The sequence below is a fragment of the Paenibacillus sp. LPE1-1-1.1 genome (assembly GCF_040676435.1).
In the GTDB taxonomy this organism is placed as follows: domain Bacteria; phylum Bacillota; class Bacilli; order Paenibacillales; family Paenibacillaceae; genus Pristimantibacillus.
Map to the genome: position 1 here is coordinate 132673 of NZ_JBEGHY010000046.1, position 16412 is coordinate 149084.

Genomic DNA, 16412 nt, shown 5'->3' on the forward strand with positions numbered 1-16412 from the left:
AGTAGTAAAAGCATTCGTTCTTTACAATTTTTTGTTGGAGGTTTCAAAATGCTGCTGCAGGTTTCCAATATTACAAAAAGCTACGGCGTAAATGTCGTATTATCCAATATTTCTATGCAGGTGCAGGAGCGCGAGCGCATCGGACTCGTTGGCGTAAACGGCGCAGGAAAATCAACGTTACTCAAAATAATTGCAGGTGAAATGTCCGCAGATTCAGGCGCCGTTCACAAAGCAAAAGAAACAAAAATCGGTTATCTCGCCCAAAACAGCGGCTTGCAATCCCATCGGACCATCGAAGCAGAGATGCGTGCCGTCTTTTCGCATTTAATCGAAGCGGAGCAGGAGCTTCGCGAGCTTGAGATCAAAATTGCGGATCCGGCTCTTCATGGCGATGAGAAGCGTTATGCGGATACGCTTGATCGTTACGCCAAACGCTCGGATTGGTACCGGGAGCAAGGCGGATTCGAGATCAATACGCGCATTAACAGCGTCCTGCATGGGATGGGCTTCGGAAGCTTCCCGTCCAACACGTTAATCTCGACGCTTAGCGGCGGCCAGAAGACACGTCTCGCGCTTGCGCGCATCCTGCTTCAAGCGCCGGATTTGCTTATGCTGGATGAGCCTACCAACTATCTCGATATTGAGACATTAACCTGGCTAGAGTCTTATTTGCGCGGATACTCGGGTGCTATCCTGGTCGTTTCCCATGACCGTTACTTTCTCGACGCGCTCGCCCAAACCATTATTGAAATTGAACGTCATACCTCTAAACGTTATACCGGAAATTACAGCCGCTATATGGAGCTTAAAGCCGCGGAATATGAAATCAATATGCGGCAATTCGAGAAGCAGCAGGATGAAATTTCGCGAATGGAACAATTCGTTCAGCGCAATCTCGTACGCGCTTCAACGACTAAGCGTGCCCAAAGCAGACGCAAAGCGCTCGACAAAATGGATCGTTTAGACAAGCCTCAGGGCGATTTGAAGAAAGCGCATTTCACCTTTGAAATCGAGCGTCAGACTGGCAAAGACGTGCTCGCGGTAAATGATGTTTCGGTTACTTTTCCCGGTAAGGATACTCCGATTTTCCGTAATGTGTCCTTCCAGCTTACTCGCGGTGAAACCGTCGCTTTAATCGGGCCTAACGGTATCGGCAAATCGACGCTGCTTAAAGTAATTGTCGGTCAAAATGAGCCTTCGACAGGCACCGTCAGATTCGGAACCCATGTAAAGGTCGGCTATTACGACCAAGAACAGACCAAGCTTAACGGACAAAATACGGTCCTCGAAGAAGTATGGGGGCACTATTCCCATATGGAGGAAGCCCGTATACGCACCGTTCTCGGAAACTTTTTATTCAGCGGCGAGGATGTTCTGAAGCGGGTCTCTTCGCTTAGCGGCGGTGAGAAAGCCCGCGTTTCATTGGCTAAGCTGATGCTGGCTCAGGCCAACGTCTTGATTTTGGATGAGCCTACCAACCATCTCGATCTATTCAGCAAGGAAGTTCTCGAAGCGGCATTGCTTGATTATGAAGGGACCTTGCTCTTCATTTCACATGACCGTTACTTCCTCAACAAGATGGCTGAACGAATTGTCGAACTCAAACCGTCAGGAACCGATCATTTCCTAGGAAATTATGACGAAATGATAGAGAAAAAACTTGAAATCGAGGAAGCTAGGCTCGAAGCGCTGTCAAAACAAGCTTCAGGCTCGAAATCTGCCACCGTAACCGACAATATACCGACGAATTCCTATGAGGCCGACAAACAAGCCAAACGGGAAGAACGAACCAGGCAGCGTAAGCTCGAGCAATTGGAACAAGACATTGCTGCATTAGAGCAGCAAGTTACCGATTTGGAGGAGCAGCTTGCCGATCCCGGCATTTTTAATGATTATATCCGCATCCAAGAAATACAGGCTGCTATCGAATCGCGCAAGACCTCTTTGGCTGCCGCCTATGAGGAATGGGAGCAGTATATGTAAGAAGAGATTTTTCATTAGGGAAAGGACGGGAAACCATGACTGCCATTTCTAATCCAATACTTCCTGAACGCCTTCTTAAATGGGCTGCTGCCGCAGTTCATCCGCTTGCTGCCGTTCAATCCGTTGATCGCCTGCATGGCGGCATGTCTTCAATCGTTCACAGCATCACACTCATGGTTCTAGGCGTCGAATCCAAAGTCGTATTGCGTCAATTCGACAATGCCGATTGGCTTAAACAAGAGCCTGATTTGGCGCTTCATGAAGCTGAAAGCCTCCGCTGGGCAGCAAAGACCGGCGTGCCTACGCCGCGAATTCTCGCGTTTGACGAAACTGGCCGTGATTGCGGCATACCTGCCGTATTAATGACTCAGCTTGAGGGCAGCGTCGACCTGCAGCCTCCTAATATGGCGCTGTGGGTAGACGGCCTGGCAAAAACGCTCGCTCAAATTCATACAACGGAGGCAAATGGGCATCCTTGGAGCTATTTTACGTACAATGATGTCTCTTCCTTAGAAGCTCCATCCTGGTCCGGCAATAAAGATTCTTGGAACAAAATCATTGCCATCGTAAAAGGACCACGACCCGATACCAAGCCATGCTTTATACACCGGGATTATCATCCTACTAATGTATTATGGCATCATAACCAAATCAGCGGCGTTGTCGATTGGGTAAATGCATGCCAAGGGCCCGCTGGAATTGATGTCGGCCATTGCCGGTTAAATTTAGCTCAGCTCTACGGTAAAAAAACCGCGGATGCTTTTTTGACCGCATATGAGAAGCATGCCGGCCCAGCCTATCACTACGAACCCTATTGGGATTGCTTGTCGTTAATCGATATCCTTTTTGGACCGCCATCGGTTTATCCCGGCTGGCCTGCCTTCGGGGTAACCGGTTTAACGGATGCTTTGATGGCCGAGCGCCTTGATGACTATATGCTTAGCTTATTGGATAAAGCTTCGGGCCATTAACAATCGCCCGCATACAAAACGGCAGATTAAGGTCTAAGCCCTAATCTGCCGTTTACTATTAATCCGTTTAATACTTAGCTTGTTAAAGGAACAACTGCTTGCAATCTAAAATTGCTCCAGGCTTATCAAGCCTAGACGCTGCGCCTCTTTGATCGCCTCTGAACGCGAGCGGACATTAAGCTTATCGAAAATACGCGAAAGCTGATATTCCACATTTCTTTGGCTTACGTGCAGCATGGCTGCCAGTTCTTTATTGCTAATGCCGGTAGCCACCTCATGCAATATCGTTTGTTCCTTCTCGTTGATGGACACATCCTCAATCGTAACTTCCGAACGTCCGATGGTCACTTCATGCCGCCTCAGCTGCTTTAGCAAGGAGATCGGAATCACCGTATCCCCTCTCATAGCGCTTCTTATTGCATTATGGAGCTGTTCTCGCGATACTGTCTTGGATATAAAGCCGGAAACGCCTGATTCGATAAGCAAATTAAAATGCGAACCGATTTCGTAGCCGGAGTATATAATAACCTTGCGTTCGGGATCCTGTTGTATAAGTCGTTTCGTCAGTTCCAATCCGCTAATGCCCGGCATATTTAAATCACATAATATGAGATCAAAATGCTCGATTTGTACGATATCCAGCGCCTCGATTGCAGATAACACAACCGATACCGACATTTCGCTATCTTGCTCGATCATTGTTTTGGTTCCTTCCCCAACGGAAGGATGATCATCAACTAATAAGATACGAATCACGCGATATACCCCTCTCCGATCTACCGGTTGTCATGATCTCTGGCAATAAAATAACAACCTCCAGGCCGTTACCGCTTTGAGAATAAAATGATATATCTCCCTCAAGCCCTGTCACCCGTTCTTTAATTCCTGACAAGCCCATGTGCTCAAAAGAAACGATCATTTGATTGACATCCATGCCGATACCATCGTCTTGGTATCGGAAATATATAGTTCCTTTGCGCAATTCAAGCTCAAGGGTGACGAGTTTGGCTTGTGAATGCTTATCCGCATTCCGCAGCAATTCCTGCACAATACGATAAATCGCCGTAATTTGCTCCTCATTAAGCGGGCGATTGAACGATTTGGCATGGAAATCGACCGCAAAATTCACGCGCATTTGAGTATGCTCGATAATGGATTCCACTGCCTCAACGACCCCCATCTCTTTCAATAGAGGCGGACGCAGCTCATTGCAGGTTTCACGTATTTGATGAATGACATCCAGAAGACCTTCTTTTATGTCTTCAAGCTCGCGTCCAAGGCTGTTAGATATTGGATAATCCATCATAATGGCTTCCAGTTTCCTGTACCAGAGCAGCTGATCCTGAAGCGCTGAGTCATGCAAATCCGCAGCAAGCTTTCTTCTTTCGTTCTCAGACAAGCAGAAGAGAAGGCGGAGAACCCAAGGCGACGTTGAATGCTCCTTACGCACCTCTGATTCCAAGTCTTCAATTAAACCTTCGATTAGATATAAGTTTTCGAATACAATGCTGGAATAGTTCGACATCGTCTTCAGCCATCGAAGCTCGTCCGAATTGAAGCGGGTGTGGTTGGTCTTCATGCCGATCCACAGGATATGATACCTCGAACGCTGCCTGCCGATGACAAGGCCCAGCCCGTACGGAAGCTCTATCAATTCGCCAACTTGCAGGGAGTTTACCGTACCCAGCAAAAATTCTGCCGTTATTAGCTCCTCAGGATGCTCTCCCATCGGATATACGGTATTCTCTGCTTGCTCCACGAGCAAAAAGGTAATTCGGTTTACAGGCAGTAGATCAGAGATCTCTTGTTTTAGAACGGCTTCCAAATCGCTTTGTTTCATAACTCTGGCAATCTTACGCGAAAAACGATCCAAACTGTCCTGATAGCTGTACATGGCCTTAAAGAGCTTCGGCCTGAATCGCTGATCTATCTGTTCCTTCGCATATAAAAACAACGTCATTCCGATGTAGATGACAAAAAACACACCAAACCATGCGGCCCATGACGGATTGTTCTCTCCTAGTAATACAAACGCTACCAGAGCAGCTACGATAACTGCCGGAATAAAAGCAAGCGCAGTATAATATTTAAATCTAGTCAATATAAAATCAATGTCGAATAATTGATTCGAGGTTGAAAGATAGAAATAGACTATTGGCAGAACGAATAAGAAAAGCGCAGTAAAAGCAGCCGGTAATATTTGGTCTTCCCCAAATATTTGCGGAAGCAAATTGAGTGTCGCGAATGGTGTAAATGCAACGAGATGCGAAATCAAAGTAATGGTAAACAAAGAATGAAGTTTGGTGCTCCGATGCTTGATAAACTTTCGAACAAGCATATAAACGCACACTAAATTGCCTAATAGCACAATACCGCTAAAGGCCATCTCGATATAGCTATAAAATTGAATAGGAAATAAATCGGTCCATATATAGAGCAAGCTGGCAACGCCTACTAATCCGGCTACGCCAAATAATGTCCGCAGCAGCTTCCTGCTAATAAACTGAACATCGAACCGCTGCAAATAAATGTTCATAAAGCCCATGAATAATAAGGATATGACAGGTAATAAGAGATAAATAACGGTGAGCCCCACAGGATCGCTGCGATAGGAAGCAGCCGAGCTATAATAGCTGATACCGATTGAAATAAAGAAAAGAATGAGCATAATGACGGCTCTGTCATTCCTTCGCTTCACATATAGAAAACCGGAGAAGGCACAAAAAATAACAAGTGATATACCTGGGATGTACAACTGAATCAATAGTTCCCAGAGCGAATGATCACCTGTCCAGCCTTTCGGAAAAGCTATCTCTTGCTGAACATTGTCTTTATGCAAGATCAGAACATTATCGGCATACTCGATAGAATTATATTTCTCAACGTTACGAAACTCCTCTACGGGATTTCCGTTTATCTCGAGTATTTGGTCGCCTACCCGAATTCCTCTTACCTCTGCCTGCCCTGCAGGCTCTATTGATTTCACGATATAACGATCGCTGGAATCCTTAATCAGTACCGCACCTATCGATGGTATCCGGACAATAACTGAAGTCAGATACAACAACGACGATAAAAATACTGCCAGGAAGAGGATTACAGTAATGCGATTCAATAGTGTAGGTTTCATGCTGTCCTCTTCCCTTCAAGCATATTTAGGTATTTAGCTCCACATATAAGCGTATCCGCTGTTTTTTTCATTTTTTTCTTTAAGTTCGCCAAGAAGAGCTTTTTGTTCAGCCGCTGAAACACCTGCAATTTGCAACTGACCACCCATAGCCATAGACACATTTCCAGTGCCGCTTACCAACTGACGAATCGTTTCTTTTAACATTTTAACTCCTCCGCTTCTCTACTAATATTTAGAAAACTAGTATACTACTATAATATAACAGGAAATGATTCGACATGGAACGCAAAAGTGATTCGTATTTACCGAAATGACTTTTGCGTGATTTGATAGATTAGTCAGTTTTTATGCAGTTTTAGGGTTTATTATATGCAAAAATGTCGTTTTCCAAGGACTTATTTCCTGAATCGTGTCCAGTAATTCTTCAAAACGATTGTAGTGCATACGGCTCATTACAGACCCATAGAGTATCGTGCCGGTCCTTTCGCATGTTTCGAGAAAAATCTCATGGTTTTGGGCGATTTCTTCCGTGGATCTGCGTCCCTCGAAATACTCCCTGATCCAAACATCCTCCTCTGCATCCCCTTCTATTAAATAGAGCGTGAGCAGCGTACGTTTTTTTTGCAAAAAGTCGCTTTTGTCGTCCCATCTCAACAAGTCCCGTAAATCATTTTGAATCTGTGCAGCTAGGCCAATTTCAAGCGAATACTCTGCCACGACAGGATGCCAAGGCTGTCCTGCCAGCATAACGCCTGTCATACAAGCAAACTGCAGCAGTGCCGCTGATTTCTGCTTAATAACTTCTAAATAAGCTTGCTCGTCATTCATTTCATTCATAATATCCAGCATCTGACCGTTCGCAGACCGAATCAGCTGCGCATTCATCATATCCAAAAGCGCGAGCCGTATCTCAGCATTCGTTGTGCTCTGTAGCATGGCTTGCTGCGACAAGGTCAGGAGCGCTGTCGCGACATGAAGTGCAGCGGGCAAAGGAGTTTGCATCCACGGCTTATGCGGCGCGTCCTGATCCTGCAAATCATCTAATATATCCGATGCCAATATAAACAGCTCTACCGCGGCGGCTGCCTTACAGGGATCCTCTCCTTTTCCGCCGAACATCCGGTAATGCAGTACCGTCAGCTGTCCGAATCGAAGCGATTCAGCCAGCTTGTCCTCAATAAAAGCTTCTGCGAAACGAAGAAGAGGCTCAGCGGTAAAAAAGCGCTGAACCTGCTTCTGCATTTGTTGACCAATGAGTGGAATACAATCTTTCACAAGTGATCCTCCGCCAAATCATGATCCTATTATTATACTATGAAATCGTTAAGAGAACATACGCTGAAATGTCGTTACGAATTGTCCCAACCAATGTAGTGTGTTTATGCCGTGGCAGTCGTAGGTGCGTTTGCGCTTTTTTTCCTTGCTTGATTCTTTCTTCTGATTCTCCTCCTCATTCATTTGATTCATTAAACTTGCAATCATCTCCATCCTTTTCTCTAATAGTTTTCTGCGCTCGACTGACGGACTTTCGATGCGATCGCGATGATCCATTGACTAAAAAGCCCTCCTTGAGGTTTGCCTATACGATAAAAAAACCGCTGCTGCCCTTTGTTTCTCCTTATACGCTCACACTCCCATTCATTTCGATTGCGTGATGCATATAAACGGCTTCCATCGTCATCCCGCCTCCCGGCAGCTGTGCAATTAATGTAGACGGATTATCGCAGGTAACGAATTCACCCTTGCGCATTACACATACCCGATTGCAATTGCGTTGAATCTCTTCCATATCATGCGAAGCGACAATAATCGTCTTCCCCTGCTGCTTAAGCAGCTTCAGCAGCGCCCAATAATCACTTTTGGCCTGCGGGTCGAGTCCGGTTGTCGGTTCATCGAGAAATATGATCTTAGGATCATTTACGAGTGCAATAGCGAGTGCCGTCCGTTGCCTCCAACCGCCCGATAACCGTTTCACTAATTTATCCGAATATGGACTAAGCCCGAATTGCTCAATTATGCGGTCCAAGTTGTTTTTACGTTTATAAAAGCCCTGAAACATCTCCATTGCTTCACGAACATTCATTTTATCTACTAAGGTCGTGCTCTGCAGGTGGATTCCGATATCTTCCTTCAATCGTTCTGCCTCAAGTACCACATCATGTCCGTATATGCGGATGCTGCCTTGGTCCGGCATGCGAATACCCATGAGCATTTCCAGCAGCGTCGTTTTCCCAGCACCATGCGTACCGATAATACCGAATATTTCTCCTTCATTTACTTTGAAAGATACTTGGTCTACTGCCCTATTCGCACCATAATACTTGCTGACCGAGCTTACCTGAATGATCGTTTTCTTATCCATTCCTTGGTTAACCTCCATTCACACTTAAGCATTCCTAAGTTACCAGCTTTAAGGTGAGATTTATGTTTAGGTATGCGTCATAGTTTCACGATAACGCATGCCGTTAACTTTTTCACCGAAAACCTGTCTAGTAATTCACGCAATTTTTTTGCGGGACGCAATATAAGCGCAAAAAAAAAGAAAGGACAGGGGTCCTTTCTACCTTCACATGTTCAAAAATCTATTCATTGTTATCCACAGAGATATCAACAACTCTGTATAAATTGTTAGTTAATTCAGTCAGTAGTACTCTAGTATTATAGTAGTATTTCCGCGGATTTCGTCGATTTATAGGTATATTTTCATAAGTTTAATTTATTTATCCACTTTATTCACATTATCCACAATAAAATAACGAAAAAATTATCCCCTATTCGTTCACAGTGTTAACCTTTCGTAAATCCAGTGTTTTCGCGTATTTCAGCCTGTTATACACAAAATAGGTCATGATTGTGGATAACTTTGTGCACAACACTAAATTTGGCAGTTATTTCACTTCATTTTCTGATCCCGATATACAGCAAATGGGAAGACGAACCTAATAAATAGACATTTTCCGCAGAATCATATAACAGCTGCAGAAAAGAACGATATTCGTTATCCCCAGCCGATTTCCAATAATCAAATTGCTCCTTCGTCAATGCGCCAGCCGAACTGGAGGAGCCGATTAGCTTTACCGTTTCAAATCCGCCTGCTTCCATTAAAGCCTTGATGTCGTCGATATGAAAAGAATAAGCGCCGGTAAACCTGCCTTCGTCTGAATGATTGAATACACCTGTTTCCAAGAAAGCGCGAATCCGGGCGACATTGTCAGTAGGCCTCCAGCTTTGCGGATCGGCCAGCGCGTTAAGCAGATGCCTTATCCTTGTCATAAAGGAAACAAACACATAGCCATTCTTGCGCGTCACCCGGTGCAGTTCTTTAACTGCCTGCTCCCTATCCCTCTGCTCCTGCAAATGATAGAGCGGTCCCATCATTAGCGAGGCATCAAAGGTCTCGTCTGAAAACATGCTTAAGTTTCTGGCATCCGCCGAGTGAAAACCTCTAAAACGTTCTAAGAGCCCCTGCTCCTCCGCCTTTTCGCGCGCCGTCTGTACCATCCGCGGCGTCAAATCGGCTAATGTGACGGAATTTCCGCCCCGGGCGATCTCCATGGCGTATTTGCCGGGACCGGCCCCGTTATCCAAAACATGTCCGCCATCCGGCAAGAAACGGCTTATAAAATGCCAATTGACGATAAACTCAAGGGGCGCTCTATCGAGACGCCCCCATTCATCAAACTGATTATAGTACCGGATGATTTGATCCATTTGATCTACCTCCTATAGTCAGGCGAACTCCGAAAATAATGCTCAGCATCCCATAAGAGAGAATGTATAACATCCTCTGCTATGGGATATCCAAGCTTAGTTTTCCATAAAGATCAATTTGCCGCTCGATTAGGCTGTGAAGCAACTACCACTCTGCTGCCTGTTGTCATCACCGCCTGGTTGCAAGCTGCCACATAGGCCTGTGCCGCTGCCAGCACGATATCATTGTGTATCGAGGTCCCGCGGAAGCGCTGCTGCTCGTGCACGATGCTGACCACCGCTTCGCCATGGGCATCTTCTCCAGTCGATAACGAATGAAGCTCCAGGTCTTCAAACTCGGCTGCCACTGGTATGGCCTGTTGGATCGCATGAATGACCGCTTCTATCGGGCCTGCTCCCATAGCGATATAAGATTGCTCCGCTCCGAACTCATTTTCGCGGATCGTTACCGTTGCGGTGCGCGACCGCTGCGTGCCGGCATGGACATGCAGGTCAACCAGCACATAGGGATCCGGCTGGGTCTGGGTTAGCTCTCCCGCGATACGGATCAGCTCATCGTCCGTAACGATCTTTTGGGCGTCGGCCGTCTCCTTGAACTTGTCATACACATCCTGAAGCTGAGCTTCCGTCATGTCGATGCCGTATTCGGAAAGACGGTGCTTAATCGCATGGCGACCGGAGTGTTTACCTAGAATAATCATGTTCCGCGGGATTCCCATCGCCTCGGGATCCATGATTTCATACGTATTGCGGTTCTTCAGCAAGCCGTCCTGATGGATTCCTGATTCATGCTGGAACGCATTCCGTCCAACGATCGGTTTATTAAATGCAATCGGGAAATTCATCGCGCGGCTAACGATACGCGAAGTTTCATAGATTTCGCCGATTTGAATGTTTGTTTCTGCTTGAACCGCATCCTTGCGCGTTTCAATCGCCATGACCAGCTCTTCAAGGGAACAGTTGCCCGCACGCTCGCCGATTCCGTTTACTGTAACCTCAATTTGCGTTGCGCCTCCATGGATCGCGGCAATGCTGTTCGCTACGGCGAGTCCCAGATCATTGTGGCAATGCGCGCTGTATCTCACCGTGTCGCCGCCTCTCGCCTCCTTGCGAACAGCTTGGAACAGCTCCTTCATTTCCTCCGGCATGGCGTAGCCAAGCGTATCCGGAAGGTTTATGATCGTCGCCCCCTCCGCAATCACCGCTTCTACAAGCTGAATAACAAAATCACGGCCGGATCTTGTCGAGTCCATTGCGGAAAACTCAATTTCATCAACGAATTGCTTGCCGTAAGCAACCATATCGCGAGCGATCTTTACTACTTCATCGCGGGATTTGCGCAGCTGATGATTCAGATGAATGTCGGATGATGAGATAAACAGGTGAAGGCGCCTGCGAGCCGCATCCTGTGTCGCTTTTACGGCAGCGTCAATATCTACCTTAACCGCCCTTGCGAAGCCCGCAATTTCAACATGCTGAAGCTCACGGGAAATTTGCTGTACGGCTGCAAATTCACCCGGACTGGATACGGGGAACCCAGGCTCGATGACATCAATCCCTAATTTCCCAAGCTGGCGGGCAATAATTATTTTGCGTTCGGAGTCGATTGATGCGCCTGGCGATTGCTCGCCGTCCCGTAAAGTCGTATCGAATATTTGAATTTTTTTCATTTCGTTTGCCATTGTTATTTCCTCCTAAGGTTGGATTGTTAAGTCCTTTTTTGGGTACAAAAAAAAGCATGCCGTCTCCTTGTAAGAGACGACATGCTTTCGCTGCCGTGGTACCACTCTAATTGACTGGATCTTACCGCAGAAGTTCGACAAAGCTGCCTCTTAATAAAAGGCTCTTTGCTTACCTTGCAGGAATCCATGCCCGCTTAAATGCCCGATGACGGCGGCTAGCCGTAACGTTGTAGATCGCGCCATCATTCTGGCACAGCCATTTTCCACCGTTCCGCTCCCAGGCGAGATTCAAACCTCAGCTTCGACTGCGTCGCACCACACCGCAGCTCTCTGTACGATTTCGATTCCTCACTTTTGATCATGGGTTTATCGAATTTCGCTTTGCCAGCCTATTGTTCTACTGCTCCTGTTCATCGCGTTTGCGCTCTATGTTGTTTACTGCTTGATCGTCTATAGGTCATAAAGGTCATCTATACTTCGCTTCATGGACAACAAGAAAAGCCTGTCGTCTCTTGAATCAAGAGACGACAGGCTATAAAGACCCGCGCGGTACCACCCTTGTTGACCCCCATACGCTCGCAAACGAGCAGGGACGCCCAACTTAAGCATATGGCCAACTCCGGATGTTGACTCACATGCACCCGATTACGGAGGTTAACCGTAACAATGTACCTGCATGGCATATCAGCATTAAAAATGCCGCCATCGTTTCCACTGTTCCGCTCCCAGGTGAGCTTCAAGCATCCTTCGACTGCGTTGCACCGACCCGCAGCTCTCTGTGTCGCGGCAGTACATGAATGATGCTCATTCATAACGGCGCCGCTGACATTCCCGGACAAGCTTTACTGTTCCTGTTCTTTGCGTTTGTAACGTATGAGATTGAAGTTCTGAAGTATTGTTGCTTATTATATGCTCTTAGAAATTGTCTGTCAATTCCATTCCCAAATCTTTTTTAAATGCTTTTGCCCACAGACCAGCTCTCCAGCGAAAAGCCGGGGTCGGCTTTCATATCGAGATCCGTGAATTGCGACCGTTTAAGCTTGAGATATGCTGCAGCGCCGATCATCGCCGCATTATCCGTGCAGAGCGTATTCGGCGGGATAAGAAGCGGTACGCGCTCAGACTCGCATTTTGCCGTTAATGCCGCTCTTAAGCCCCGGTTAGCCGCCACTCCGCCGCATAAGAGCAGCTGCTTCGCGCCGTATTGACGAACAGCGCGCAAAGCTTTAGTGACCAGCACCTCGGTAACCGACTCCTGAAAGCCGCGCGCAAGCGCCGCCTCATCAAGTACCAAACCTTTCATTCTTGTCTGGTTAATAACGGCAAGCACTGCCGACTTTAAGCCGCTGAAGCTGAAATCGTAGCTGTCCGGCTCAAGCCAGGCACGCGGAAGCGGAATAGACTCCTCCGCTTCGACAGCAAGCTTGTCAATATGCGGTCCCCCCGGATAAGGCAAACGCAGCGCGCGCGCCACCTTGTCGTACGCTTCGCCTACCGCGTCGTCCCTGGTTCGCCCAACGACTTGAAAATCGCCTTCGCTCTCCATAAGCACGAGTTCCGTATGACCGCCGGAAACGACCAAAGCCATGCAAGGATAGACAATGTCATGCACAAGCTCGTTAGCATAAATATGGCCGGCGATATGATGTGTGCCGATTAAAGGAATATCCAACGCCATCGACAAGCTCTTGGCCGCCACGATCCCAACGAGCAGCGCGCCTACAAGGCCTGGACCCTGCGTGACGGCGATAGCCGACATATCCTTTAGCGTAAGCCCGGATTCCTTGACGGCCTGCTCGATAATCAAAGTGATCGATTCCACATGCTTGCGCGAAGCAATTTCCGGCACGACGCCTCCGAAGCGCTCATGGATTTCGATTTGACTGGAAACCACGTTCGATAAAATATGTTTGCCGCCGCGAATAACGGATGCAGATGTCTCGTCGCAGCTTGTTTCTATTGCCAAAATAATATCATTCATCGGCTGCATTCCCGCTGCCTGTTCCGTCTGAGTCACGTTCATTGCTCCCCTGCCTTCAACCGCTCATGGTCAAGCTCCGCCCACATAATAAGCGCATCTTCATTGTTATCCGAATAATATCTCGGACGAATCCCTGCGGGCTCAAAGCCGTATTTACGGTACAGCTGCTGCGCAATTTCGTTGGAAGGACGAACCTCCAGCGTCATTTTGACTGCGCCAAAAAAGACCGCCGTCCGCTGCAGCTCGGCCAGCAAGCAGCTCCCGAGTCCCTGTCCGCGATAATCGGCTCTTACCGCGATGTTCGTCACATGCGCTTCGTCCATAATGACCCACATGCCGCCGTACCCAATAATTTGGCCATCGTATTCCATGATCATATAACGGGCAAATAAATTATTCATAAGCTCATTCGTAAACGCCTCCGCTGTCCAAGGACTCGTGAAAGCTTCCTGCTCGATAGCCACGATAGCAGGAATATCCGCCATCGTCATGGCACGGTAAATGAGCTCGTTCACATCTATTTTCATGCCTTCGCTTCACCTGCCTGCTTTGCTTTCCAAACGACTTCAGCCTCGGTAAGCTGCGTGTAGTTAGGAATAAAAGTATGCGGATCCTCTACCATGCCCGCTTCAAGCCGAATACGGCCAAGCCTCGCAACCCATTGCCCCTCTTGGATAAATGGCTGGAGCCGAACGGTAACGCCAGCCGCCTCGCCAACCTGCTGCAAGCGCGCTGCTTCCTGCTCGTGAAGGGTTAGATCCCCTACAAGCGAAAGGCTTCGGACCCGGCCCTTCTGCTCTGCCATTCGCTGTTCCAGGAGATCCACGAAGTCCTTCATAAGCCGTACGCCGTCATCAAGCCAGCGGCTCCACTCCGTTCCGGCAGCCATCGAGAAGCCGGATGAATAAACCTGCCCGCGCCGCGCATCCATAATCGGAAGCACCCATTGTTCGCCTTCGAGCGTATTGCCCTGCTCTGCTTTATCCTCCGAATGCCGGTGCCAAGCGCCATATGCAAGCGCCTCTAAGCTGGATATGCCGATTAACGGTTTGTCCCATACCCATGCAAGCGTCTTGGCTACGGATACCGCGATACGCATCCCTGTATAGGAGCCAGGCCCGTTACCTACAGCGATTGCCTCGATATCCTTATCGCTTATCCCGCTTTTCAGCAGCATATCCTTGATATGCGTAACCACGTGAACCGAATGGTTTCTTTCGGCTAATGTCTGTATTTCGGCTAGCACCTCTTGACCGCTTACAATAGCGGCTGCCATCGATGCGGTGGACGTATCTAATGCCAAAATGGTTCCTTCTTGTCTCTGCTCATTTGTCATCTGCCTGCTCCTATCTCGCTTACGGCGCGGCACCAGCCTGCATAAATCTCGCCATAGCCGGTTAGCTGTATACGCCGTTTTTCATCGCCCAGGTGCTCGATGTACAGCTCCAGCCTGTCGGCTGGCAGCAGCTCCTTGATCAAGTTCGCCCATTCTACGATCGTAATGCCGTCGCCGTAAAAATAATCGTCCAAGCCAAGCTCGTCCGCTTCCTCCAGCGACAGCCGGTATACATCCATATGATAAAAGGGAAGCTGTTCCCCTTCGTATTCTTTTATGATGGTAAAGGTCGGGCTGTTTACAATGCCCTTTACGCCGATCGCTTTGGCAAAGGCCTGCGAAAAACGCGTTTTGCCCGCGCCTAAATCGCCGTCCAATGCAAGTATCGCGCCCGGCTTTACCCAAGCAGCAAGCTGCTCGGCTAATGCAATCGTGTCCTGCTCCGTTTGTGCCAGCCATGTGGCATGGTTTACCTGTTGCTGCATTTTCTACTCACCCGTTCATCACAAAAAATGATTGTACCCGCGTTTCTTAAGCTTTTCTCGCTTCTCCGAAGGAGAAAGCCGGCCTTGCCCCGCATTAGCCTGATTATGGCGCACAAGCTCCACTCCAGGCTCGCCCTCCTCGGTCTCCCCGATAATAAAAAAAGGAAGTCCCTCTTGCTGAAAAACAGCCCGCATGGGTTCCGCATCTTCGGCTGCCATCGTACCCAGCAATACATAATCCTCACCGCCGTAAAGCATCCATTCAAGCGGATCGATGCCTGTCCTTGACGCGTAAGCTGCCATGCTTCCGCTCCTCGGCAGCAACGCTTCCCTCAGCACAAGGCGCAGCCCCGAAGCCTCCGCAATTTCCCATGCCTCGCTCGCCAACCCGTCGCTAACATCGTTTAGCGAGCGGCAGCTTCCGCGCGATAGGAGCAGCCGGCCTGCACGCACCGACGGGCTTGGCCTCTGATGCGCGTGTACGAGCGATGCCTCCGGCTGACCGCTGAAATCCGCGGGAAACTGCTTCTCTCCCGTACGCTCTTCCTGCGCCAGCAGCGCATGCAGACCCGCCGCCGACATGCCAACAGCGCCGGTCACAAACACCGCATCGCCCGGCTTCGCGCCCGAGCGAAGCAGCTCACGCCCCGCTTCCACGGTTCCCGTCACCGTTACCGCGACAACCAACTGCCCCGGCGACGACGTCGTATCGCCGCCTGCAATCGCAACCCCGTAGCGCTCGGCGCACTCGTACAGCCCATCGTACAGCCGTCGCATCCGCTCCGGCGAATATGACGGCGGCACGCTGACCGAGACGAGCGCATGCAAAGGCACGCCTCCCATCGCGGCAATGTCGCTAATGTTCGCGGCAAGTGCCTTATAGCCGACATCCTCGTCCCGCATCGTCGACTGCTTAAAGTGGACGGTCTCCACCATCGTGTCGACCGCCAGCAGCAGCCGCTTCGGAGCAGCTACGCCATCCTCCGCGGAAGCGGGATCCACGACAGCGGTATCGTCGCCTATGCCCGTAATCACGCCGCGCCGCAGCTGCCACTTGCTCTCCTGCCTGGCCGCCGTCCAATGATGAATACTCGCAAACTCATCCAAAATGCAGCTCTCCTTCATCCCAAGCA

The 16412-nt window shown here is 48.7% G+C and carries 15 protein-coding genes; 2 read left to right on the forward strand and 13 right to left on the reverse strand.

Annotated elements, in window-relative coordinates; translation table 11 throughout:
- Positions 1-48 precede the first annotated feature (48 nt).
- Entirely contained in the window at positions 49-1983 is a 1935-nt protein-coding gene (locus MRBLPE1_RS31380; RefSeq protein WP_364153962.1) for an ABC-F family ATP-binding cassette domain-containing protein, read from the forward strand.
- Between the two features lie 35 nt (positions 1984-2018).
- Complete coding sequence (locus MRBLPE1_RS31385) at positions 2019-2954, forward strand: phosphotransferase family protein (RefSeq protein ID WP_364153965.1); 936 nt, start codon at positions 2019-2021, stop codon at positions 2952-2954.
- A 105-nt stretch (positions 2955-3059) separates the two neighbouring features.
- Here MRBLPE1_RS31385 and MRBLPE1_RS31390 read toward each other — a convergent pair whose 3' ends face one another.
- The 13 genes from MRBLPE1_RS31390 to thiL all read right to left on the reverse strand — a co-directional run bounded on the left by MRBLPE1_RS31390 (position 3060) and on the right by thiL (position 16389).
- On the reverse strand, positions 3060-3710 hold the full coding sequence (locus MRBLPE1_RS31390; protein ID WP_364153967.1) for a response regulator transcription factor: 651 nt from the start codon (positions 3708-3710) through the stop codon (positions 3060-3062).
- Positions 3688-6084, reverse strand: coding sequence for an ATP-binding protein (locus MRBLPE1_RS31395; protein ID WP_364153970.1), 2397 nt, complete (start codon positions 6082-6084; stop codon positions 3688-3690). The genes MRBLPE1_RS31390 and MRBLPE1_RS31395 overlap by 23 nt, the downstream gene beginning before the upstream one ends.
- Before the next feature lie 33 nt (positions 6085-6117).
- Entirely contained in the window at positions 6118-6288 is a 171-nt protein-coding gene (locus MRBLPE1_RS31400) for a competence pheromone ComX (protein ID WP_364153972.1), read from the reverse strand.
- Between the two features lie 141 nt (positions 6289-6429).
- The gene (locus MRBLPE1_RS31405) at positions 6430-7359 is read right to left on the reverse strand and encodes a polyprenyl synthetase family protein (RefSeq protein ID WP_364153975.1); all 930 of its coding nucleotides are present in this window, start codon (positions 7357-7359) and stop codon (positions 6430-6432) included.
- Positions 7360-7407: 48 nt separating this feature from the next.
- Positions 7408-7635: a hypothetical protein gene (locus tag MRBLPE1_RS31410; protein ID WP_364153977.1), complete on the reverse strand. Its 228-nt coding sequence runs from the start codon at positions 7633-7635 to the stop codon at positions 7408-7410.
- A 67-nt stretch (positions 7636-7702) separates the two neighbouring features.
- Positions 7703-8446, reverse strand: a complete 744-nt coding sequence (locus MRBLPE1_RS31415; RefSeq protein WP_364153980.1) for an ABC transporter ATP-binding protein — start codon at positions 8444-8446, stop codon at positions 7703-7705.
- A 536-nt stretch (positions 8447-8982) separates the two neighbouring features.
- Positions 8983-9795: a class I SAM-dependent methyltransferase gene (locus MRBLPE1_RS31420; protein ID WP_364153983.1), complete on the reverse strand. Its 813-nt coding sequence runs from the start codon at positions 9793-9795 to the stop codon at positions 8983-8985.
- A 113-nt stretch (positions 9796-9908) separates the two neighbouring features.
- On the reverse strand, positions 9909-11465 hold the full coding sequence (locus tag MRBLPE1_RS31425) for a 2-isopropylmalate synthase (protein WP_364154271.1): 1557 nt from the start codon (positions 11463-11465) through the stop codon (positions 9909-9911).
- Between the two features lie 964 nt (positions 11466-12429).
- On the reverse strand, positions 12430-13494 hold the full coding sequence (tsaD, locus tag MRBLPE1_RS31430; protein WP_414698948.1) for a tRNA (adenosine(37)-N6)-threonylcarbamoyltransferase complex transferase subunit TsaD: 1065 nt from the start codon (positions 13492-13494) through the stop codon (positions 12430-12432).
- Positions 13495-13496: 2 nt separating this feature from the next.
- A complete protein-coding gene (gene rimI / locus MRBLPE1_RS31435; protein WP_364153986.1) occupies positions 13497-13985 on the reverse strand; it encodes a ribosomal protein S18-alanine N-acetyltransferase in 489 nt (162 codons plus the stop codon).
- Positions 13982-14794 carry a tRNA (adenosine(37)-N6)-threonylcarbamoyltransferase complex dimerization subunit type 1 TsaB gene (tsaB, locus tag MRBLPE1_RS31440; protein ID WP_364153990.1) on the reverse strand — a complete coding sequence of 271 codons (813 nt, stop codon included), beginning with the start codon at positions 14792-14794 and terminating at the stop codon, positions 13982-13984. The genes rimI and tsaB overlap by 4 nt, the downstream gene beginning before the upstream one ends.
- Positions 14791-15279, reverse strand: a complete 489-nt coding sequence (gene tsaE, locus MRBLPE1_RS31445; RefSeq protein ID WP_364153992.1) for a tRNA (adenosine(37)-N6)-threonylcarbamoyltransferase complex ATPase subunit type 1 TsaE — start codon at positions 15277-15279, stop codon at positions 14791-14793. The genes tsaB and tsaE overlap by 4 nt, the downstream gene beginning before the upstream one ends.
- Positions 15280-15297: 18 nt before the next feature.
- Positions 15298-16389: a thiamine-phosphate kinase gene (thiL, locus tag MRBLPE1_RS31450; RefSeq protein ID WP_414698952.1), complete on the reverse strand. Its 1092-nt coding sequence runs from the start codon at positions 16387-16389 to the stop codon at positions 15298-15300.
- Positions 16390-16412 lie beyond the last annotated feature (23 nt).